Genomic DNA, 22284 nt, shown 5'->3' on the forward strand with positions numbered 1-22284 from the left:
GTCAGTGCTGCGCGCCGTCCGGTACGGCGGTCGCAGCGTCGGGTTCCAGGTAACCCAACGGCGGCCCGGCGAGGCGGTCGATCGCGTCCTCGTCGGTCAGCGCCTGAGGTGCGACGGACCACCGTCGCCGCAAGGCCCGCTCGAGCCGGCTCAACGCCGTCCGGTCCACCTCGCCCAGACCCGAGGTGTCCGGCTCTCCCGGCAGCATCTCCCGCAGCAGCACGGCAGTCGTCGGGACCGTGACGTCCTCGGCCGGCGGCGGGCTGCCTTCACGGACGGCGAGCACCTTGAACCGGGCCCCGGCCAGGAAGACGGCCTCGTCCAACTCCTGTCGCTCGGCCAGGGCACCGGCCTGACGGGCGGTACGGGACCAGACCAGATAGTCGACGTCGGCACCCTCGACAGCCAGCCCGGCTCCACTCACGCTGCGGAAGCCCGGCTCGACCAACGTCGCACCCTCCGAGTAGAGCTGCCGTGCCGGCACCACCAACCGGCTCTGGCAGAGCATCGCCCGCCGGCAGGGCGGCAGCCGGCGTAGCCCCGACACCAGGCACGACAGATAGCTGGCCAGCTCCGGCTGCCGCCCGGCCCGCAGTCCGGCGTTGAGTCGTGCCGCACCCAGCTCCGACCGGCCGAAGTAGACCCGTACGGCCACCAGGTCGGTCTTCGCCGTCGCCGAGATGTCCTGACGCAGGGACGGCCAGGCGGCCAGGGCGGCGTTCACCGTGGTGATCGAGTCTGTGTACGCCGGTCCGAGAGCAGCGGTGAACTCACGCTGCTCGGCAGGCGTACTGTCCCGGTCCGGTACCGCGATGCCGGCAGCGGGCACGTACCGGTCGGCCGGTCCGGCGCGGTCGCTCTGCGCCGAAGCGGACTCCCCGGCGGACGTCGCCGGTAGCGGCACCACGGCGGGCGGCAGTTCGTCCACCGTCGGCGGGATGCCGTCGGGACGGTCGTCGGCGGGCATGTCGGGGTCAGGCCCGGAACTGGTGATCACCGGAGGGTGGGCGAACGATGGCGGGGCCGCCGGCGGCGCTGCCGACGGTGACGGTACGGGCACTGGTGCCGGCGCAACAGATGGTGGCGGGGTTGGCCCGGCAGGCGGTGCCACTGCCACCGCCTGCGGTGCCGGCGCGGGTGTTGCGGTCGACGCGGGCACCACAGCCGGCGCGGGTGTTGCGGTCGACGCGGGCATCACAGTCGGCGCGGGTGTTGCCGGCGCCGGGGCGGCGACGGGTCGGTTGACGTACCGCTTCCCGACCGGATCCTCGACGGGCGCGGCCGCAGGTGGCTGGCGCAGCGACGCGGCCAGCTGCGCGGTTGCGGGATGCTCGGGATCCACGTCGATCTGCAGGCCGTCTGGAGCCATCGTGACAACCCGGCACAACGCCGCCACCAGCGACGGGGATGCCGCCACGTCGAGCCTCAGCATGCCTGAGGCCGGATCGATGAAAGCCAGGTTCGCGCGCCGGAACTCGTCCGCCGTACGCAGCAGGATCCCGGTCGCGGAGACCTCTGCCATCAGCAGGGGCTCAGCTGTGTGCCGATAGTGCCGGTCACCGACGCGCGCCCAGCCGGTATCCAACAGTGCCGGTGGCGGTTGCGTCGACCGGCGGCGACCGACCGACTCCGGCACGGCGGTGAGCTGACCGCCGTCGAGCACCGCGTCGAGCGCCACCGACAGCCGGTCGAGCCACTGCGGTCGAGGCTGGGCCCAGGCCGGGTCGAGCAGGCCGAGCTCGACCCGGACCGTCGTCCGGGCCGGCAGGCCGGCGAAGAGCGCGGCGAGCTGCGTCGGCTCCACCGGTGGCTCGCCGACGTGCCGGAGCACCAGTGCCGGACCTCGGGAGTCCACCGGTACGTCGAAGGCCGGGTCGGTGGGGCCGACCGTCGCCATGTCAGTGGCCCGCAGCAAAAGTCCGGCGGGGATCGGATCGGCGACGAGACCGGGCAGCCCGATGGGGTGGTCCGGCAACGCGGCCTCCCATGGCGGCGGCGGAAACCGGTTCGCTACGACGCCCGGGGCGGCACCGGCCCGGAACGACCACCAACCGCCGGCACCGGTGCCGCTGCCGACGTATCGACTGCCGTCCACGGTGAGGTACGACGGCCCGTCCGGGGCCAGCAGTTCGACCTGGACGTGGGTGGCCAGCCGCAGCAGCCAGCTGGCGTGGTCGTTCCCCGGGCGGCCGATGCCCTCGGCATCGATCCAGATCCGACGGGCGTCCAGGGTCCGCGTCGCGTGTCGGACCACCTGACGGAGCACGGCACCGCAGGTGGGGTGGGCCAGCGCCCCGTCGGTCACGAGGACCAGGGCGTCCTGGGTGGCTACGACGGTCGCGTCCCGCAGCATTCGCCAGAGCAGTGCCGGCGGGTCGTCGGTGTGCGACACGACAGCGACCCGCGCGTACCAGTACGAATGGACTGCACGTGGCAGTGAGGTGCTGCGGTCGGCGGGCAGCCGTGGCCGTCTGAGCCACCGCGACAGCAGCGCCATCCCCACCAGACCTCCAGCTCCACGAGGCCGATCCGCCTACCCTCGCCGCCGTCTAGAGTGCGCCCGTCGGTTGCCGGCGGCGGCCGGGTCGGCGATTGAGGCACATTTCTACGGGATAACCCTTGCTGATGGCAACCGTGCCGACGGGTCGACGGGTCGACCGCCGACCACGCCGCTCCGCGCGCCACTCCGATCACCACAGGGTGCGGGCGATTCCGAACCCGAGTGGCTGAGACGGCTTCGTCAGCTTGATCGAGGTGCTGCGCAAGCCCACCAGGTCGGGCTGAGGGCTCCCGTACGGAGCCCCCAGCCCGAGCCTGACCGCTTCGGCGGCAGGCCTCAGTTAGGGGCGTGCACCCCGGTCGCCGCGTAATCCTTGATGGAGCCCCGGACGTACATCCCGGTGCTCAGGTTGCCGGAGAAGTACTGCTCGATGGAGCCGGGGAACGGCGTACTCGACGGGTTCCGGCCGTACACGTCGGTGTAGACCGTGGCCGGGCCGGTGTTGCGCACCAGGAAGGTGCCCGGTCGGAACTCGCGCAGGGTGCCCTTGAACGGCGACCGCGGGTCGTCCCAGGCGAGCTGCTGACCGGTCTGTCGGGTGACCTGGCGGGCCTCGTCGCAGTAGTCGCCACCGGCGAGGTCGGTGTAGCACAGATCCACGATCCGGCCGGTGTTGTTCGGCTTGCCCGGGTCGTAGTAGCGCGACGGGTTGACCACGTAGAACAGCGGTGCGAGCTGGAAGGTGACCCCGTTGCCGGACACCCGTGTGTCGGAGAACCAGAAGTCGTCCATGTCGGAGACGGTGAACGGCACCGGGTACGGGTAGAGCGGGTCGTTGTGGGTGCGGCCCTCCCGGATGGCGTCGATGCAGCCGGTCTCGGCGATCAGCCGGCCCAGTGAACGGGTGTCCGACGGCGAGTCGGCGGGCACCGCCGAGCCCACGTTGATGAACGGCCCGCCGAAGCCCGGGCATTCGCTGGGGCTGAACCCGCCGGGTCGGCCGAGCGCGATCATCGCGTTGAACCGGGCCTCGGTGACCGGCCCGCCGTTGCTGCCGGCGCAGCGCTGGTTGAACAGCAGTTCGTGGACGTTGTTGGTGAACGCGTCCGGCGAGTGGGTGCCCTGGTGGAACTTGAGCAGCACGTCACAGACGGCGATGGTCGGTCCCTGCGGCGGGAAGAAGCTGGTGCCGTTGTCGCCCTCGACGACGTTGCTGTTGTTCACCACGAGCACCTTGTGCCCGACGTGGTCCTCGTGCCGATGGCTGTGGTCGGGCATGTTGTCCAGCATGACCTCACTGGTGTACCCGAAGGCCGGCCAGCCGTTGGTGCGGTAGAGGTCGGACGTCCGAGGGTCGTCACCGTGTTCGTGGCCGAAGTAGCAGCCGCTGGGGTCCCGGGTCGGGTGCCAGGTCGGGTAGACCTTCCCGTCGGGCCCGAACGTCCAGTACCGGGCGTGGATCTCGACCGAGCATTCGCCGGATCGTGGCAGATAGCCCTTCTCGTTGGCGGTGGCGATCAGTTCGTACGCCCGGCTCCTTGGTGCGCTGGCGGGCGGCAGGGCCGTACCCCAGGTCGGGTCACCTGGCGGAACGGTCGGCGGCGCGGTCGTCGGTGGAGCGGTCGTCGGTGGAGTGGTCGTCGGCGGGGCGGTGGTGGACGGGGGCGCGCTGGTGGGGGTGACCGCGCCCGTACAGGTGGTGCCGTTGAGAGCGAAGCTGGTGGGAGTGGTGTTGCTGCCGCTCCACGAGCCGTTGAAGCCAAAGGAGCCGGTCGCTCCGGTGGCGATGCTGCCGTTGTAGCTGGCGTTGCGGGCGGTGACCTGGCCGCCGCTCTGCGACACGGTGGCGTTCCAGGCCTGGGTGACCTGCTGTCCGTTGGCGTAGGTCCAGGTCAAGGTCCACGAGCTGACCGGGTCGCCGAGGTTGGTGATGGCGACGTTGGCGGTGAAGCCGTTCGTCCATTGAGAGGCGACCGAGTAGGTGACCCGGCATCCGGTGGCGGCGTAAGCGGCCGTGACGGCCACTCCGCCGGTGATGACCACGGCGGTCGCGGTCACGGCCGACCACAGCCGGGACCGGTAGCGATGTGAGCGCATGTGCTGATTCCTTCGTCGGAATGCGGAAGATCGACAAGGCATGCCGTCTCAGGCGGCCGACAACGCCGAGAGGTACGGGGGTACGGCGTGCTGCCGCAGGGGCGTGGCACGGACCGCACCGGGACACCATGTGGCGGGACGGAATGTCGAAAACCGCTGACGAATCACTCAGCTGATAGATTCTCATCTATGTTACGTCCTGCGCTGCGACTGTCAACGCCGGCTACAGCACCTTCGTCATGAAGGTGCTGTTGGGATCGTCCCGGTAGTTACCGAACGGCGCGCACCCCACAAAGCCGGCCTTCGCGTACAACGCCCGGGCAGCGGCGAAGAACTCCATGCTGCCGGTCTCCAACGAGACCCGCCGAACGCCGCGCGCCCGGGCGTCAGCGAGCAGATGGTCCAGCATCACGGTGGCGATGCCCCGACCCCGGTGCCGCGGGTCGGTCCGCATGCTCTTGATCTCCTCATGGCCTGGCTCGACCGTCGCCAACGCGCCGGTACCGACGATCGCCGGCCCGTCCAGCGCCCTCCCGTCCAGTGCCACCCACAGCCGGACGCCGGGCTTGCGCAACCCGGTCAGGTCCAGCGCGTGCCGACTCTCGGCCGGCGCGGTCGGCGCGATGTCGTCGAGATGGGCCTGCAGGAACACGGACAGACCCGGGTCGGCGAAGTCGGCCCGCTCGATGCGCAACAGCATGCCCGTATGCTGGCGGCGCCGCGTTACGGGCACGTTTCGCCAGGTCTGGTCCCCGCCGGCACCGGACCGGCCGGCACCGTGAACCAGACGGTGGTGCCGTCACCCACAGCGGAGTCGACGCCGACCTCACCACCGAGCGTGCGGACCGTGCCGGCGACGATCGCCAGACCGAGTCCGGCGCCCTGCCCGCTGCGGTCAGCCGGGCCGGCCGTCACGCCGGCCGTCGGACCCGCAGTTGGACCGGTCGTCGGACCGGCAGTCGGACCGGCCCGGTAGAAGCGGTCGAAGATCCGGTCTACGGCCTCCGGCGCCAGTCCCGGGCCGCTGTCGGCCACCGCGACCCGGACCGGACCACCGGCCAGGTCCGGTCGCACCGACACCTCGGCGTGCGCCGTGGCCGGGGTGTGCTCCCGTACGTTGGCCAACAGGTTCGCCAACACCTGCCGCAACCCGTCGGCGTCGCCACGGACCCACACGTGCGGCGGCGAGTCCAGGGCGATCACCCGGTGCGGCTCGACGGCGAGTGCGTCGGCGACCGCGTCACGGGCCAGTACGGCGACGTCGACCGGCTCGTCCCGCAGCTGCGGCTCGACGTCCAGCCGGGCCAGGAACAGCAGGTCACCGACAAGTTTCGACATCCGGGTGGCCTCGTCGTCGAGTCGGCGCAGGACGTCCGGTCGCCGCTGCTCGTCGACCATTCCGGCGCGCAGCAGCTGGGTGTAACCCCGGATCGCGGTCAGCGGGGTCCGCAGCTCGTGTGAGGCGTCGGCGACGAACGCACGCATTCGCTGCTCCGAGCGTTCCCGGGCGGCCAGGGCGGCGTGGATCCGCTCCAGCATGCCGTTGACCGCCAAGGTCAACCGGCCCGCCTCGGTACGCCGTACCCGTCGTGGGTCGTCGGTGACCGGCACCCGCCGGTCCACCTGGCCGGCGGCGATGGCGTCGGCGGTGCGGGCGATGTCGTCCAGCGGCCGCAGCCGGGCCGCGATCAACATCCGGGCCAGGAACGCCAGCCCGACGGCGACCGCGACGGAGACCAGCACCTCGATGCCGATCAGCCTGGTCACGGTCTGCTGGACCGGTGCCAGCGGCAGCCCGAGCAGCACCACGGCGGTTCCCACGTCGATGGTCAACACCCGGTAGTTGCCCTCCAGGGTGGCGAGAGTGGTCAGCGGCGACTGTCCGCCGGATGGCGGTGGCGGCGCGGAGTCCAGCAGCGGCGTCGCCGGCACCGGGGCGGTCGAGGCGAACCGGGACAGCTCCCCGGCACCGGTCCGGATCTCCACCAGGAACTCGGTCGGCCCGACCACCGCACGGACCGTCCGGTCCCGCTCGCTGATCAGCGCGATCTGCCGACTGCCCTGGGTCACCAGCCCGGCGGCGGCGGTCAACTGGTCGTCGATCTGGTTCACCAGATGCTGGCGGGTCGCGACCGCGCTGACCAGTCCGGTGATGAGCAGTGCGGCGCAGGTCAGCGCGACGGTGCCGGCGGTCAGCGACCGACGCAGCGACCAGCGCGGGGCACGACGAGGTCGGTCACTCGGCACGCCACCTCACCCCCTACCAGTACGCAGTGCGTATCCGAACCCACGGTGGGTGACGATAATCGGCTCGCCGAGCGGGTCGAGTTTGCGCCGCAGATAGCCGATGTAGGTGTCGACGACGTTCGACTCACCGCCGAAGTCGTAGCTCCACACCGCCTCCAGGATCTGCGTCCGCGACAGCACCCGGCCGGCGTTGAGCATCAGGTACCGCAGCAGTTTGAACTCGGTCGGCGACAGCCGCACCGGTTGACCGGCCCGGGTCACCAGCAGCGTGTCCTCGTCCAGCGACAGGTCCGCATAGCGCAGCACGGACCGGTCGGCGTCCTCGGTCCGCCCGCCGGCACCGACCCGGCGCAGCACCGCCCGGATCCGGGCCAGCAGTTCATCGACGGCGAAAGGCTTGGTCAGGTAGTCGTCACCACCGAGGGTGAGCCCGGAGACCAGGTCACGCCGGGCGTCACGGGCGGTAAGGAAGACGATGCCGAACCGGTGGCCGTCGGCCCGCAGTCGCCGGCAGAGGTCGAAGCCGTCACCGTCGGGCAGCATCACGTCGAGCACCACCAGGTCGGGCCGGTGCCGCGCGGCCAGCTGCTGCGCCTGGGTCACGGTGCCGGCGGTGTCGACCGTGTAGCCGTGGAAGGTGAGCACGGTGACGAGCATGTCGACGATGTTCGGCTGGTCGTCGACGACCAGGATGCGTTCGCCTGAGCTGCCCATGTCCGCCGATCAGATCACGCGAACATGGGAGTCGGATGAGAATCGCCGCCGGTCAGGCCGACCCCGGGTAGGGCGACGTGGACCGCCACTGGTCGAGCATCGGAGCGACGGCGTCCACCAGCATGGGAAGCTGCGGTGCCAGCGCCAGACAGGCGACGCCCCGCAGCATCCCGACGGCGTCGACGAAGCGCAGGACGGCGGGGTCGCACTGGCGTCCGCCGGCCGACCGGGCGGCGGCGTCGTACGCGGCCACCCCGGCGGCACCGACGCCGGCCAGATCCCACTCGACCGGCCCCCAGGTGACCATCTCGAAGTCGGCGAACAGGTCAACGTCGACGCCGGGGACGATGTTCGCCGCCGGGCAGTCGCCGTGCAGTGGCTGCAGCACGACTCCCGGGAACAGCTCCCCGAACACCTCGGCTGAGCGCACGACCGGGGCCAGGACCTGCCACTCGCGACGGGCGCGGGCCAGATCCGCCGGCCCGAGCAGATCGCCACGCTCGGCGAGCTGCGCGAGCCCGTCGTCGATGAACTGCGGCTCGGCGGCCGACAGGAACGACAGCCGACCCGGATAGTCCCGCAGCGCGGCGTGCAGGCCGGCGACCAGGCCGGCGTTCGCCACATAGTCCGGCTCACGATCGGTCGCCGGGTGGACGTACTCCCAGAAGGTCATCGAGAAGCCGTCGCGGTGCACCGGCTCCGGCGCCACCAGTGGGCTCGGCGCGATCACCGGCACACCCCGGTCGGCCAGCCACCGCGCCACCGCCAACTCGGCCCGCTGACGGCGCGCCAGCCCGGCGAGGTCAGCGTGCCGGGGCAGCACCGTCGGCACCCGGGCGACCACCGGTGCCGGCGTGAGCCGGACGACCACGGAGAAGACGTCGTACAGCACCTCGGCGTCGGTCACCGTCAACCCGAGATCGCGGCCCGCGTGGACGGCCGCGTCGACGGCGCGGGCGGTGCGGGTCGCGATCTGCTGCGGGGTCAGGAAGGCCGGGCCGGTCACAGGCTGCACCAGCAGTAGAGGTGGTCACCGCCGTCGCGGGCCCGCCGGGCGAGACCGGCGATGGCCTCGATCACCGGTACGAGGTGATCGTCGGGCAGCGGGCCGGTGGGGGCCAGCTCCTCGGTCCGCCCCCATCGTGCCGACAGCTGCGGCTGCTGACCGCGGTCGATGCCGGCCAGGGTGTCCCGGGTGTCGTCGTCGATCCGCAGCAGCCAGGGAGTGTCGTCGTCGGGGTCCCCGACAAGGTCGCTGTGCACGAGGTCGGACCGCCAGGCGACGCCACGGGCGAAGCCGACGAGGCTGCCGAGGGCGACGTCGGGGTCGATGCCCTTGAGGTCGACGGCGTCGATCCCGCTGGCGGTGGTCGGGCCGCCCACGAGGCCGTCGATCAGGGCGACCGCCGCGTCGTCGCTGGCCGCCCGGAAATAGTCGTAGAGCACTCCCATGCCGACCATCCAAGCAGCCGGGTGCGACATCGCGACTGGGTGGACAATCGCGACCGGCCGACAACCGAAGGCGGTACGTGGCGCGTCGATGCCGTATGCACTCGACGACGGCGAGGATCGTCCACCGGTGGCGGTGGGCCGCCGCCACCGCCGCCGCTCTGCTGCTGATCGGCGGATCCGTGCTGCTGGCCGGCGCCCGGCCGGCGGGCGGGACCGCCGACGCCCTGCCGGACCGGGTCGGCACGCCGCCGTGGGGCACCCTGCGGATCACCGATCCGTTCCCGATCGGCGCGGCGGCGGTCGCGGTCAGCGGGTTCGGCGGTGACGACGCCGGGACCGTGGCGGTGGTCGGGGCCGGAGCGGACCGGTACCGGCTGCACCGGGTCGGGGTGGACGCACCGGCCGGTGAGGTGGTGCTGCTCTCGCCGGACGGGACCCGTCTGGCGCATCAGTGGGGCTCCGCCGAGGGGGCCACCGGGGTGCGGATCGTGCACCTCGGTACCCGTACGGCGGTAACCCTCCGGCCGGGCGACGCCGCGAGTGTCCTGACCCGGCCGCTGGCCTGGTCGCCGTCGGGCGACCAACTGGTGGTGGCCGACTCGGTGCCCCACACGGCGGAGCGGTCGACGTACTCGGCGGTCGTCAGTCTGGTCTACGTGGCCGACGGCTCCGTGCGCGAGCTGGCCACCGTCGACGACAGGCTGACCCCCGGGTACGCGGTGGCGTTCGCCGCCGACGGCCGACGTCTGGCGCTGCACTCCGGCAGCCGGCTGACCATCGTGGACCTGGAGTCGCACCGGCGGCACACGCTCGATCTGCTGCCCGGTCGCACCCTCGCCGGCAAGGGCGCCTGGCGGCCGGACGGGCAGGCGGTGACCCTGGCCGAGCGGGACGGTGACGACTGGCGGCTCGTCGCGGTCGATCCGGCCACCGGGGCCGACGCGCCGGGTCCGCGGCTGCCGACCGTGCCGGACGTGGCGGCGGTACGGCTGCTCGGCTGGCGGCCGGACGGCAGCGCCCTGGTGGTCGCCTACCAGCCAGCTTCCGCCGGGATGAATGGGGTCTGGGCACTGGGCCAGCGGATCCACGCTGGCCACGTCGGCGGCGTACAACTGGTGTCGTTGGCCCCCGGTGCCGACGCGCCGACGGTACGGGTGACGTTGGCCGACGGGGTGCGGGCGGTCGACGTCGCGGACCGGGCGGTCGCCACCGGGACGGTCCGGCCGGCGCAGGTGCCCTCCCGGTGGCCCGGCCCCCGGCTCTGGCTGTGGTTGGCCGTCGGCCTGGCCGCCGTCGTGGTGCCGGTGACGTTCCGGCTGCGCCGCCGCTACCGTGCTGCGGGTGACTGACTCCGACTTTCTGCGCACCACCCGGGACTCCTACGACGCCATCGTCGACGAGTACGTCCGAGGGGTGCGGACGGCGCTGGACGAGGCACCGCTGGACCGGGCCATGCTGGGCCTGTTCGCCGAGCTGGTGCTCTCGACGGGCAACCGTGCCGTCGCCGACGTGGGCTGCGGTCCCGGTCGGGTCACCGTACTGCTGGCCGGGTACGGGCTGGACGCCGTCGGTGTCGACCTGTCGCCGGGGATGATCGCCCATGCCCGGCAGGCGTACCCGCAGTTGCGGTTCGACGTCGGCTCGATGCTGGAGCTGGACCTGCCCGACGGCGGTCTCGGCGGGCTGCTCGCCTACTTCTCGATCATCCACCTGCCGTACGACCGGCGACCGGCGGCGTTCGCCGAGTTTCACCGGGTGCTGGCGCCCGGCGGCTACGTGATGCTGGTGTTCCAGGTCGGCGACGAGATCCGGCACCGGGACGAGTTCGAGGGCAAACGGATCGATCTGAGCTTCCACCGCCAGCGGCCGGCCGAGGTGACCCGGTTGCTGACCGAGGCCGGCTTTCTGGTCCTGGTGACCGTCGAACAGACTCCGCCGACCCCGGACCGGCCGCCGATCGGCATCCTGGTCGCCCGCAGGGCCTGAGTCCTCGACAGGTGCGGTCCGGCGGCTGCCGCCCACCTGGTGACGCTGCCGGCCGCACCGCCCACGCCCGCTCACGGTCCGATATGCGCCGGGAGCAGGGATTATCGACTCCAGTTGATGTTGACAGACCAGTGTCTATCTGGAAGCTTTGTTTAAAGAGAGCGCTCTCAGCCCTTGCAATCCCTCCCACCCCCGGAGGTTCCCCGATGAACCGCACGCTGAGAGCACTGCTGGGCCTGACCCTGGGCACGGCACTGATCGCCCCGCCGTCGGCCGCCGTCGCGGCCCCGACCGTCACCAGCACTCCGTCCGCTGCGACAGCCCCGACCACGGCCGCGACGACACCGACCGGGGTGCTCCCGGACGGCCAGCTCGCCGCCCTACGCCGCGACCTCGATCTCACCGTCGACCAGCTCGCCACCCGACTCGCCGTCGAAGCCACCGCCCCGTCGATCGAGCACCGGCTGCGCGCCGAGCTCGCCGACGCGTACAGCGGCACCTGGATCGACGCCGACGGGCGTACCGTGGTCGTCGGAGTGACCGACCCCGCGCAGGCCGACCGGGTCCGCGCCGCCGGTGCCCAGGCCCGGATCGTCCCCCGTGGCCTGCGCGAGCTCGACCGGCTCGCCGCCGGGCTGGACCGGCGGGCCGCAACCGCCGACCCCGCCGTGCACGCCTGGTACGTCGACCCGACCAGCAACACGGTGACGATCCAGGCCGCCACCGCCACGGCGGCCACCGCCTTCGCCCGTACCGCCGGGCTGCCCGCCGACGCCGTCTCCGTCGTCGTCGACGACGCCTACCGGCCGGTGTACGACATCCGGGGCGGCGACCAGTACGTCATCAACAACAGCGTGCTCTGCTCGGTCGGATTCGCCGTCGCCGGTGGCTTCGTCACCGCCGGCCACTGTGGCGGCGTCGGCGCCGCCACCACCGGCAGTGGGGTCGCCCAGGGCACCTTCCGTGGCTCGTCGTTCCCCGGCGACGACTACGCCTGGGTGCAGACCAACGCCAACTGGGTGCCCCGGCCCTGGGTCAACAACTACGGCGGCGGCATCGTCAACGTCACCGGATCCCAGGAGGCGGCCGTCGGTGCCGCCATCTGCCGGTCCGGCCGGACCACCGGCTGGCGGTGCGGCACCATCACCGCGAAGAACGTCACCGTCAACTACTCCGGGCAACTCGTCTACGGACTGGTCGCCAGCACCGCGTGCGCCCAGCCCGGCGACTCCGGCGGGGCGGTGCTGGCCGGTACCCAGGCCCAGGGTGTCACCTCCGGCGCGGGCGGCACCTGCGCCTCCGGCGGCACCACCGTCTACCAGCCGGTCAACGAGATCCTGTCCCGCTACGGACTGTCGTTGACCACCACCAGCGGCGGCTCGACCAGTCGGCTGATCGGGCTGGCCGACAAGTGCATCGACGTACCGAACGCCAACGGCGTCGACGGCCAGCACCTGCAGCTGTACCACTGCAACGGCACCAACGCCCAGAACTGGACCTTCCCCGGTGACGGCACCATCCGGGCGTTGGGGCTCTGCATGGACGTCGCCTGGGGCTCCACCGCCAACGGCGCGGTGGTCCAGCTCGCCAACTGCAGCGGCAACCCGGCCCAGCAGTGGGTGCTCAGCGGAGCCGGCGACCTGGTCAACCCGCAGGCCGACAAGTGCGTCGACGTCGTCGACGCCAACACCGCCGACGGCGCCCGGCTGGTCATCTACGAATGCCACGGCGGCGCCAACCAGAAGTGGCGACGCGGCTGAGCGGCCCGCCCTCGATCCGCGACCCGGCCGCGTCCTGACCAGGCACCCGCCCGGCTCCGGCAGCCGTGCGCTCCGGAACCGGGTGGGTGTGCCGCAGGCCACGGGTCAACACGATCGTGGCGACGAGCGACAGCCCGGCCAGCACGGCGACCGTCTGGTGCACCGGCAGATGGTCGGCGGCCGTGCCGGCGACGATCGCGCAGACCGCCTGCCCGGCCAACATGCCGTTCTGCTGTAGACCGAGGACCTGGCCGCGCGCGTACGCCGGAGCGTGGGCGATCAACCGTTCCTGCAGCGGCAGCGAGGCTGCGAAGCCGGCCGAGGCGACCGTGGCGAGCAGCATCGCCAGCGGCAGGTCCGGACGGATCAGAAACACGAGGTACGGCAACGGAAGCAGCAGCCGCAGCGGCAGCACGCACCGCTGCCGGGCTGTCGGCGACGCAAACCGCCCGACCAGTACGTCACCGACGAGCATCCCGAGCGCGCCGGCGGCGAACAGGAACCCGGCCCGGTCCCCGGCATACGGCACGAACAGGGCTTCGCAGCCGACCACCAGTCCGTTGGGTAGCCACAGGTTGAGCAGCAGCGACCGACGCCCCGGGTCGGCCCACAGCTTCCGGTTGATTCGCCAGGTCCGGGCGGTCGAGGTCCGCTCGGTGGTCCGGGTCGGCCGTTCCGTCAGGCCGAACCGGACCACCGCCGTCGCGACCGCGCGTAGCCCGGCTGCGACCAGGAACACCTGGTACGGGCTGAGCCAGACCAGCAGTACGCCACCCACACCGAAGCCGGCGATCTGCATGATGCCCACGCTGGCGTTCATCGTGGACCGGCCCAGCACGTACGCCCCGGCTGGCAGAATGTCGGTGATCAGCGCCCACCGGGCACCGGCGGTGATCGACGCGACGTAGGTGACCAGCACGATGATGACGAACCGGGCCCACAGCGGCAGCCCCGGCACGGCCTGGGCACCGGCACCGACCAGGGCGACCAGCGCCGCGATGGTCATCGCCCGACGCGGCGGCAGGCTGTCCGCCGCCGACAGCAGAGTCACGCTGCCGAGCACGGCGGCGAGCGGGGCTCCGAACATGCTCAGCGCGGTGAGCAGGGCTGACCCGGTCGTCGCGTAGGTCAGTGCGCCGAGCGCCAGCGACGAACTGGTGTGCGCGGCGATGCCGGCGCAGTTGGCCACGAACAGATTGCGGAACTCACCGACCGCGAACAACTCCGAGTAGGTCCTCACCCGCACGATGCTGCGGCCCGGCCACGCCGGTCCAGTAGCGTTACGTCTGGAGGCGAAAGTTGACGGTCTGGCAGGTGCCGGCGGACCTGCTGGCCCGCAGTCGGTTCGTCGTCTCGCCGCTGACCGACACCGTCGCCGCGCTGCGCGCCCTGTACTACCCGCGTCGACCGTGGCAGCACGACTGGCGGCGGCCGCACCTGGCCGCGTTCAACACCTGCTGGACGCCCGGCCGGTGCTCCGCGCCCTGTTGGCGGCGTCTTTCCGGCCCCGGTGGACCGCGGACTACCTCACCCTGGCTCCGCTGTCGACGGCACCGACCTTCGCCGAGGAGCTCGCCGCCGTCGCGGGTCGCGGGGACGGGCGGCTCCGCGCCGACCTGCGGGAGACCCGGCCGGGGCCGCTCGCTGACGTACTGCTGGCCGACGGGCTCGCTGGGCAGGCGGCGGAGCTGCTCGACTGGGTGTGGCGGCAGACGGTGCAGCCACAGTGGCCGGATCGGGAACGCCGGCTGCGGGCCGACATCGTCGGGCGCACCGCCCGACTCAGCAGCCAGGGTTGGGCCGGCGTCTTCGCCGACCTCAACCAGAAGATGCGCTGGTTGGGCGACGGCCGGCTGCAGGTGAACGACTACCCGTCGCCGCCGATGCGGCTCGACGCGGCGGAACAGTTGGTCTTCGTCCCCGCGCACTGCGCCCGGGGCTGGGTGCTGTGGGAGAAGCCCACCCGGTTCGGCATGGTCTATCCGGCCAGCGGCATCCTCGTCGACCCGCCATCGGTGACGGCAGCCGGGCTGGGCCGGTTGATCGGCGCGAACCGGACGACGATCCTGACCCTGCTGGGGACCCCGATGAGCACCTCGCAGCTGGCCACGGTCACCAGGCTCGGCGTGGGCACGGTCGGCGACCATCTGAAGGTGCTGCTCGACGCGGGCCTGGTCACCAAGCGCAGGTCCGGGCGGGAAGTACTCTACTGGCGTACCGCGATCGGCACCGCCCTTGCGGGTGGGACAGAGAGGACCGGGACGTGGGGATCTACGACATTCCGCTGACCACCCTTGCCGGGGATCCCGGATCACTCGGGGACTTCGCCGGTAAGGCCGTGCTGGTGGTCAACGTGGCGTCGAAGTGCGGGCTCACCCCGCAGTACGCCGATCTGGAACGGCTGCACGAGCGGTACGCCGACCGGGGCTTCACGGTGGCCGGTTTCCCGTGCAACCAGTTCGGCGGTCAGGAGCCGGGCAGCGCCGAGGAGATCCAGGAGTTCTGCGCGACGACGTACGGGGTGACGTTCCCGATGTTCGCCAAGATCGAGGTCAACGGGCCGTGCCGGCACCCCTTGTACGCCGAACTGGTCACCGCGCCCGACGCCGACGGCGAGGCGGGTGACGTGCAGTGGAACTTCGAGAAGTTCCTGATCGCCCCCGACGGCACGGTGGTCGGCCGGTTCCGGCCCCGGGTCGCACCGACCGATGCCGCGCTGGTGGCCGCTGTCGAGAAGCATCTGCCTCATCGGGCCGGGTGATCCACTCCGTCCGCCGGCACGCACGCCGCCGGTTCCATCCGTTGTGGCCGAAGCTACTGAACCTCCGGGGACTTGCCGTCCGTACCGCCGGGCTGGTCGTCGCCGGCCAGCGCGGACCGCAACCGTTCCTTCTCGGCCCGGCGGCGCTCGGTGGCCTCGGTGATCTGCTGGGCCATCTCGTCACGCCAGCCGCGCATCAGGAAGAACGACAACGCCGCAGAGAAGATCACCGCGATCATCAGCTTCAGGAAGATGTTGATGCCGATCGGCCACAGGGCCAGTACGACGACCGCGAACAGCCCGATCCGGCCGAGGGTGTACTTCACCGCGGGGCTCATGTCTCTCCTCACCGTCTCATCCGGTCCGACTGTCCAGCCACCGGACGCCGTGGAACCAGACCGTCGCGTACACCAGTGTGGAGACCGCCGCTCCGATTCCGCCACCGGCCAACGGCGGCAGGTCGGCGGCGATGCCGGCGGCCAGCAGCCCGGAGGTGATCCCGACCCCGACCGCGACCGCAGCGGCGACGAACCGGGCGGACCCGCCGTGCCAGGCCCGGAACTCCTCGGCGAACAGCCACGCCGGCAGGATCACCGCGAGCCATCCGTTGGACTGGCCGAGCCGTCCGGGTCCGATGAGGGTGAACACGCCGTCGAACAGCAGCAACAGAAGCAGACCGATCACCAGGCCGGCACCGACGGCGCCGTACAGGTCCGGCAGCGCGACGATCCGGCCCGCCGCGTCGCGGCGTGGCGAACCCTCGCTCTTCGATTCAGTCATGACCAGATGAGGGTACGCCTGCCTGGTCGCGCCGCTGCTGCGCCGTACCCGTGCGGGCGCGCCGCAGGGCCGGTCGGTGCTCGGCCCGCGCCACCGTCTGCAGATCGTCGACGATGTCGCTGACCAGGTTGGTGACCCGGGGCTGCTCGCCGGCGGCCCGCCGCACGTCGGTGACCGACGTGTCGAGATGCTCGGCGAACGTCTGCCGGCGCAGATGGACGCGGACGGTGCCGTCGTCGTCGCGGACGATCCGGGGCCGGTCCGGTCGGTCGGCGAGCCGGCGCAGCAGGTCGTGGGACTCCTGCAGGGCCCGTACGGCGGTGGTGGTGTCGTTGATGCCCGGCGAGAGCGCCCGTTCGGCGATGTCGGCGAGTTGCCGCAGGCCGAAGCCGACGTCCTGGCCGGGAATCCGTTCGACGCCGATCTCGACTGCCTGGGCCGCCTGGGACACGTCCAGCGGCCGGGGCGGGGCGTCACCGACCGCGTGTACGGCGAGCAGCGGCATGCCGGCCACGACGAACTCGCCCGGAATCCGCGCGACGGTGACGGCGCAGTCGTGCCGGCGGGCGATCCGGGCCAGCTGGTCGACGTCGACGGCGGTGACCGAACCGGTCCCGGGGGCCACCAGCACGTCGACGATCGGGCCGTCCGGTGCGTCGTCCGGGTCGGCGGGCCGGGGCGCCCACCGGTCGATGCTGCGGCGGGTCTGCGCGCCGATTGCCGCGATCATGTGGGAGACCCGCATCAGCGCGGTCATGTGGTGCAGGTAGTAGAGGAACATCCCGGTGCTGCCGAGCACCAGGCCCATCGACACCGCCAGGGACAGGACCGGCAGGCGGGCGTCGGACCCGTCCGGCAGCGCGGCGAGCACCACCATGGCGAACAGGAACGTCGCGACGAACGTACCGAGGGTGGCCTGGGTCACCCGGTCCTGCAGGAAGGTCCGCAGGACCCGGGGGGTGTACTGGCTGGACGCCAACTGCAGGGCCACCACGGTGATCGAGAAGACCAGCGCGGTGAACGAGATCATCGCGGTGATGATCGACGAGAGCAGTGACCTCGCCCCGGCGGGCCCGCTGGGCAGGTACGAGTCCAGTGGCAGCCGCAGGCGCAGCTCCAGCGCGGTGAGAACGACGGCGAGGAGGACCGCCCCGACCCCGAACGCCGCCGGGACGGCCCAGAAACTTCCCCACACGCCACGCAGGCGTGAGATCACGCTACGTGGCTGGCTCACCGGTACGTCATTCCCTCATCGGGGCGGGTCGACACCTCTCCGCCCCGACTGCCGGCACCCGGGTCAGGCCCAGATCTGCTGCGGCTCGGCCCGCCGCTGCGCCAACGACGGCGGCCGGTCGTATTCGCGGACCACCTGGTAGCGGGTGTCCCGTTCGACCGGCTGGAAGCCGGCGTCCCAGATCAGGTGCAGCAGGTCGTCGCGGTGCATGGTGTTCGGTGTGCCGTAGGAGTCCGCGTCGTGAGTGATCTTGTACTCGACCACCGAGCCGTCCAGGTCGTCGACGCCGAAGTTGAGCGACAGCTGCGCCACGGACAGTCCGTGCATCACCCAGAAGCACTTGACGTGCGGCACGTTGTCGAACAGCAGCCGGGACACCGCGAACGTCTTCAGCGACTCGGCCGGCGCGGCCATCGTGGTCCGCTCCTGGATCCGGTTACGGATCTTGCCGTCCGCCGAGTCGACGAAGTCGTGCTGGTAGCGCAGCGGGATGAAGACCGTGAAACCGCCGGTCTCGTCCTGCAGCTCGCGCAGCCGCAGCACGTGGTCGACCCGGTGGCGGGGCTCCTCGATGTGGCCGTAGAGCATCGTCGACGGGGTCCGCAGCCCCTTGCTGTGGGCGAGCCGGTGGATCCGCGACCAGTCCTCCCAGTGGCAGGCGTGGTCGACGATGTGCTGGCGGACCTCCCAGTCGAAGATCTCCGCGCCGCCGCCGGTCAGCGACTCCAGGCCGGCGTCCATCAGTTCGTCGAGGATCTCGTCGGCCGGCAGGCCACTGATCTTCTCGAACCACTGCACCTCGGTCGCGGTGAACGCCTTCAGTTTCACGTTCGGCAGCGCGGCCTTCAGCTCGCGCAGCACCTTCGGGTAGTAGCGCCACGGCAGCGTCGGGTGCAGGCCGTTGACGATGTGCAGCTCGGTGAGCTGCTCGTCCTCCATCTCCTTGGCCTTGCGCACGGCCTCTTCGATCCGCATCGTGTACGCATCCTTCTCGCCCGGCTTGCGCTGGAACGAGCAGTACGCGCAGGAGGCGCTGCAGACGTTGGTCAGGTTCAGATGCCGGTTGACGTTGAACATCACCCGGTCGCCGTTGAGTTCGGTCCGCCGGTGGTGTGCCAGCCGCCCCAGCCAGGCCAGGTCGTCGCTGGCGTACAGGTCCACCCCGTCGGTGTAGTCGAGCCGCTCCCCGGCGTACACCTTTTCTTCGAGCTCGCGCTTGCGACCAGCGTCCACGTCCGCCACGTCCCTTCCACCGGCCGGGCGCGTCGACGACCCGCCCGTCGACGGCCAATCCCGCCGAGATCCGCGTTCGAGCGTACGTCCCGACGGGCCCGTCCGGCGCGTCGGCCGACGCCGCAGCGATCTGCGTCATGTCCCGGCCGCCAACCTCACAGGGTCTCGTTACCTCCTGGAACATCGACATCACGCGCCCCGTGCGGTAAGACCGATGAGGGACAGCTGACACCAGGCGACGCGACTCGGTTCCGGGGCAACGGCATCGGGACAAATGCGCCGTACGGGGAGCGAGCAGGCATGGTAGGCAACAGCAGGGCCAGGGCAGGCCGACGAAACGACCGACGCTGGTCGCGTCCGGCACCCGACACGCCCGAAGCCGTTCCGGTGCGGCTGAGCCCGGCCCTGTGGGCCGCGTTGCTCGGTGCCGTCACCGCGCTCGCCCTGGCCTCCCCGGTGGCCGCCCAGCCGGTGGCCGTACCCGACACCGGTGCCCGGCCGGTCCCCGCCGGCGGCCTGCAACTGCCCGGTGCGGCACCGACGACCGGCACCACCGTGCCGCCGAACTTCGTGCCCAGCACCGTGCAGGGCCCGCTCGCGTCGCAGATCTACGCCAGCGAGACCGAGGTAGCGCTGCTCGGGGCCAAACTGCTCGACCTGGAGGAGCAGCAGACCGAGGCCGAGTCGGCGCTGCACGCCGCCGAGCTGGCGCTGCGGCAGCGGCGTACCGCGTTGCTCGACGCCCAACGGGCCGCCGAGAACACCGCCGCCTCGGCGATCAAGGACGCCGCCGCGCTACCGCCCGGCGAGTACCGGGGCGACCTGCACGGCTGGGACGCGCTGTCCCGGCTGCAGCGCGGTGAGCCGGGCACCAGCGCCGACGCCGCCAACCGGGAGGTGGCCCTGGCCGCCGCCGCCGAGCAGGAGGCGCACCGGACCTACACCGCCGCGCTGGCCCGGGTCGACGCGCTGCGCGCCGAGTTCGGCTCCACCGAGGGCACCTTCAAGCAGCGAGAGACCGCGCTGCTGGAGCTGAAGGCCCGCAACACCCAGGAACTGGTCACCATCGAGCGGCAGCGGGAAGCCGCCGAGCAGGAGATCGGGCGCGGCATCGACGGCGTCGACGGGATCAGCGGCACCACCGCCCACCCGCGCGCGGTCGCCGCCCTGGACTTCGCGCTCAGGCAGCTCGGCAAGCCGTACCTGTGGGGTGCCGAGGGCCCGAGCCGCTACGACTGCTCCGGTCTGATGTGGGCCGCCTACCGGTCACCCGGCGCCGACTACTTCAGCCTGCCCCGGGTCGCCGCCGACCAGTACTGGGCGACCAAGGGCAAGACCGTCGACCGCTCGGATCTGCTCCCCGGCGACCTGATCTTCTTCGCGTCCGGCTCCAGCTGGACCACCGTCCACCACGTCGGCATGTACGTCGGCAACGGCAAGATGGTGCACGCGCCGACCACCGGCGACGTGGTCAAGGTCTCCACCGTCTGGTGGTCGCGTTTCTACCGGGCGACCCGGGTGTTCGACGCCGTCGCCGCCCCGACGCCCACCCCCACCCCCACACCGACGCCGTCGACCCCGGCCACCCCGAAACCGACCCCGACGCCGTCGGCCACGCCGAAACCGACCCCGACGCCGTCGGGCTCGGCAACGCCCACGCCGACGCCGACCGGGGAGCCGACGCCGACCCCGTCGGCCAGCGTGTCACCGACCACGACGCCAAGCACCGCCCCGAGCCCCGACACGGGCACCCCGGACCCGGACGAGACCGGTACGGGCACCCCGACCGCGACGCCGAGCGGCGTGACCGGCACGGCGTCGGCCAGCCCGAGCGCGTCCGCCACGGCCACCGGCAGCCCCAGCGCGGGTCCGCAGGAAAGCTGACCGGGTCGGCTGGTCGTGCCGAACGTGCCGACCCGCGGTCGGTAGGCCGATACTCCGGGTGTGCCGACGGGCACCGGTATGGCACCGTGATCACAGGAACGCCTCACCGGCCGGAGGCGTATCCGGGCGGACCCCTGTCACGGGAGGCAACCAATGGACGAAGATCGGCGCTGGTCAACGGTGGACCAGGTCGACGCCGGGCAGCCACTCGTGCCCGGTCAGCCCGACCGTTCCGGCTCGTCCGGCAGTACGCCCCACGCGCATGAGCCGTACGGTCCGCTGCCGGAGCCGTACAGTCCGCCGCCACCGCCGCCACCGGGTGGTGCCCTCTGGCCGACCAACCTGGGCGACGCCGAGGTACCGGTGGTGCCGGGCGCGACGGACGCACCCGGGTCCGGTGCCTCGGTCTCCGGCGCACCCGGGTCGGCCGATTCGGGTGCCGGCCAACCGGCGGCGTCGGCCTGGTCCGCGTTCGCCGACGCCTGGCAGCCGCCGGAGAGTTCCGCCGCCACGCCGGCTCCTCCTGCCGTACCCGCCGCTGATCACTCGCCGACGGCCTCCGCCGAGGAGAACGAGCCCGCGGTGTCGCCCGGATCCGCCGCGCGGGCCAGAGCTGCGGTGACCGGGGCGGCGCAGGTCTCCGCCAGCGACGTCGGTGCGCTGCGGTTCCCGACCGGCGGTACCCGGGTCTACGGTGCCCGGCGCGAAGCGGACGCGCCGGAGCCGGCCGTACCGCCGGCACCGGTCTCGCCGCCCGCACCCGCGCAGCCGCCGCCCCCGGCACCGTTCCCGCCGCCGCTGCCCGGCTCGCCACCACCGTCGCGGCCCACCTCCCCGCCAGCGCCCCCTGCCCCGGCTCCGGCTCCGGGGATACCGTCACCGTTCCCGCCACCGGCCGGGCAGTTCGCCGCCGGCGGATACACCATCCCGGCGGCCACGTCGCCGACCTGGCGCCCCGCGCCACCGCCGCCACCGCCCGTCTCCGCACCGCCCGCGGTATCCGCACCGCCGGCCGCCGCGCCGCCACCGCCGGCCGCCGCGCCGCCACCGGTGGCCCCGTGGTCGCCGCCGACTCCGTCGACCGGGACGGTGTACGGCGCCCGGCGCGCCGAGTCCGGCGCGGACTCGACGATGGCGATGCCGATGGGTGCGCCGCGCGGCGGCATGACGTTCGACCCGGCCGTGGAGAACTCCGGCTCGCTGACCGGCCACATCCTGGCCCAGGGCTGGGCGGACACGCCGGACCGGGAGGACCGTGGCACCGCCAAGGTGGTCCTCGTCATGGCGATCGGACTGGGGGTGGTCGTGGTACTCGGCGTACTGATCGCCCTGGTCGTCGGCAACGCCTTCAACAGCATCTTCGACGGTCTGCTCGGCGGCTGACGCCGCCGGGGTCCCACGCGCGCCCGGCCCACTGGTCGGGCGCGCCCGCGACCGACCGGCCGGCGTGAGCCGGCCCACCGGCCGGACAGGTCGGGTGGCAACAGCGCGGCAAACCCGTACACTTGCACCCGATCATCAATCCGGCATGCTCACGCGTGCTCATGGGCGATCTTGCGGGCGATTCAACGGTGCAACACCGGAACGGGCCATTCGCGAAGATCCGCCCCGCTCTGAGAGGTTTTCTTGACCACCT

General features: G+C 72.1%; 19 protein-coding genes. 7 read left to right on the forward strand and 12 right to left on the reverse strand.

Features of this window, described 5'->3' with window-relative positions:
* Position 1: 1 nt before the first annotated feature.
* The 7 genes from O7623_RS19075 to O7623_RS19105 all read right to left on the reverse strand — a co-directional run bounded on the left by O7623_RS19075 (position 2) and on the right by O7623_RS19105 (position 9010).
* Entirely contained in the window at positions 2 to 2392 is a 2391-nt protein-coding gene (locus O7623_RS19075) for a hypothetical protein (protein ID WP_282224384.1), read from the reverse strand.
* Between the two features lie 444 nt (positions 2393 to 2836).
* Entirely contained in the window at positions 2837 to 4597 is a 1761-nt protein-coding gene (locus tag O7623_RS19080) for a cellulose-binding domain-containing protein (protein WP_282224385.1), read from the reverse strand.
* 223 nt (positions 4598 to 4820) lie between these two features.
* Positions 4821 to 5297 (reverse strand): GNAT family N-acetyltransferase, encoded by a 477-nt coding sequence (locus O7623_RS19085; protein WP_282224386.1) that lies wholly within the window; start codon positions 5295 to 5297, stop codon positions 4821 to 4823.
* A gap of 23 nt (positions 5298 to 5320) precedes the next feature.
* Positions 5321 to 6844 carry a HAMP domain-containing sensor histidine kinase gene (locus O7623_RS19090; RefSeq protein ID WP_282224387.1) on the reverse strand — a complete coding sequence of 508 codons (1524 nt, stop codon included), beginning with the start codon at positions 6842 to 6844 and terminating at the stop codon, positions 5321 to 5323.
* A 6-nt stretch (positions 6845 to 6850) separates the two neighbouring features.
* Positions 6851 to 7558: a response regulator transcription factor gene (locus tag O7623_RS19095; RefSeq protein ID WP_282224388.1), complete on the reverse strand. Its 708-nt coding sequence runs from the start codon at positions 7556 to 7558 to the stop codon at positions 6851 to 6853.
* Positions 7559 to 7610: 52 nt separating this feature from the next.
* Complete coding sequence (locus O7623_RS19100; RefSeq protein ID WP_282224389.1) at positions 7611 to 8564, reverse strand: phosphotransferase; 954 nt, start codon at positions 8562 to 8564, stop codon at positions 7611 to 7613.
* Entirely contained in the window at positions 8561 to 9010 is a 450-nt protein-coding gene (locus O7623_RS19105) for a hypothetical protein (RefSeq protein WP_282224390.1), read from the reverse strand. The genes O7623_RS19100 and O7623_RS19105 overlap by 4 nt, the downstream gene beginning before the upstream one ends.
* Before the next feature lie 95 nt (positions 9011 to 9105).
* Here O7623_RS19105 and O7623_RS19110 point away from each other — a divergent pair, with 95 nt between their 5' ends.
* The 3 genes from O7623_RS19110 to O7623_RS19120 all read left to right on the forward strand — a co-directional run bounded on the left by O7623_RS19110 (position 9106) and on the right by O7623_RS19120 (position 12756).
* On the forward strand, positions 9106 to 10359 hold the full coding sequence (locus tag O7623_RS19110) for a hypothetical protein (protein WP_282224391.1): 1254 nt from the start codon (positions 9106 to 9108) through the stop codon (positions 10357 to 10359).
* Entirely contained in the window at positions 10352 to 10996 is a 645-nt protein-coding gene (locus tag O7623_RS19115; RefSeq protein ID WP_282224392.1) for a class I SAM-dependent methyltransferase, read from the forward strand. The genes O7623_RS19110 and O7623_RS19115 overlap by 8 nt, the downstream gene beginning before the upstream one ends.
* A gap of 206 nt (positions 10997 to 11202) precedes the next feature.
* Positions 11203 to 12756 carry a ricin-type beta-trefoil lectin domain protein gene (locus tag O7623_RS19120; RefSeq protein ID WP_282224393.1) on the forward strand — a complete coding sequence of 518 codons (1554 nt, stop codon included), beginning with the start codon at positions 11203 to 11205 and terminating at the stop codon, positions 12754 to 12756.
* Here the strand turns inward: O7623_RS19120 and O7623_RS19125 are convergent.
* Positions 12707 to 13996, reverse strand: a complete 1290-nt coding sequence (locus O7623_RS19125) for an MFS transporter (protein WP_282224394.1) — start codon at positions 13994 to 13996, stop codon at positions 12707 to 12709. The genes O7623_RS19120 and O7623_RS19125 overlap by 50 nt on opposite strands.
* Positions 13997 to 14165: 169 nt before the next feature.
* On the opposite strand from O7623_RS19125, the gene O7623_RS19130 reads away from it, so the two are divergent.
* Together O7623_RS19130 and O7623_RS19135 are read left to right on the forward strand one after the other, a co-directional pair.
* Positions 14166 to 15044, forward strand: a complete 879-nt coding sequence (locus O7623_RS19130; protein WP_282224395.1) for a helix-turn-helix domain-containing protein — start codon at positions 14166 to 14168, stop codon at positions 15042 to 15044.
* Positions 15020 to 15517, forward strand: a complete 498-nt coding sequence (locus O7623_RS19135) for a glutathione peroxidase (protein WP_282224396.1) — start codon at positions 15020 to 15022, stop codon at positions 15515 to 15517. Before O7623_RS19130 ends, O7623_RS19135 begins: the two co-directional genes overlap by 25 nt.
* Positions 15518 to 15570: 53 nt before the next feature.
* Here O7623_RS19135 and O7623_RS19140 read toward each other — a convergent pair whose 3' ends face one another.
* The 4 genes from O7623_RS19140 to mqnE form a co-directional block, all read right to left on the reverse strand.
* Positions 15571 to 15855: a DUF4229 domain-containing protein gene (locus O7623_RS19140; protein ID WP_282224397.1), complete on the reverse strand. Its 285-nt coding sequence runs from the start codon at positions 15853 to 15855 to the stop codon at positions 15571 to 15573.
* 16 nt (positions 15856 to 15871) lie between these two features.
* Positions 15872 to 16297, reverse strand: a complete 426-nt coding sequence (locus O7623_RS19145; RefSeq protein ID WP_282224398.1) for a hypothetical protein — start codon at positions 16295 to 16297, stop codon at positions 15872 to 15874.
* On the reverse strand, positions 16290 to 17531 hold the full coding sequence (locus tag O7623_RS19150) for a DUF2254 domain-containing protein (protein ID WP_282224399.1): 1242 nt from the start codon (positions 17529 to 17531) through the stop codon (positions 16290 to 16292). Before O7623_RS19150 ends, O7623_RS19145 begins: the two co-directional genes overlap by 8 nt.
* A 63-nt stretch (positions 17532 to 17594) precedes the next feature.
* On the reverse strand, positions 17595 to 18764 hold the full coding sequence (gene mqnE, locus O7623_RS19155; RefSeq protein ID WP_282229473.1) for an aminofutalosine synthase MqnE: 1170 nt from the start codon (positions 18762 to 18764) through the stop codon (positions 17595 to 17597).
* Between the two features lie 300 nt (positions 18765 to 19064).
* Between mqnE and O7623_RS19160 the strand changes: the two genes are divergently transcribed.
* Both O7623_RS19160 and O7623_RS19165 read left to right on the forward strand, forming a co-directional pair.
* Complete coding sequence (locus O7623_RS19160; RefSeq protein WP_282224400.1) at positions 19065 to 20648, forward strand: NlpC/P60 family protein; 1584 nt, start codon at positions 19065 to 19067, stop codon at positions 20646 to 20648.
* Between the two features lie 153 nt (positions 20649 to 20801).
* On the forward strand, positions 20802 to 22031 hold the full coding sequence (locus O7623_RS19165; RefSeq protein WP_282224401.1) for a hypothetical protein: 1230 nt from the start codon (positions 20802 to 20804) through the stop codon (positions 22029 to 22031).
* Positions 22032 to 22284: the final 253 nt, after the last annotated feature.

The organism is Solwaraspora sp. WMMD791, assembly GCF_029581195.1.
Lineage (GTDB): Bacteria > Actinomycetota > Actinomycetes > Mycobacteriales > Micromonosporaceae > Micromonospora_E.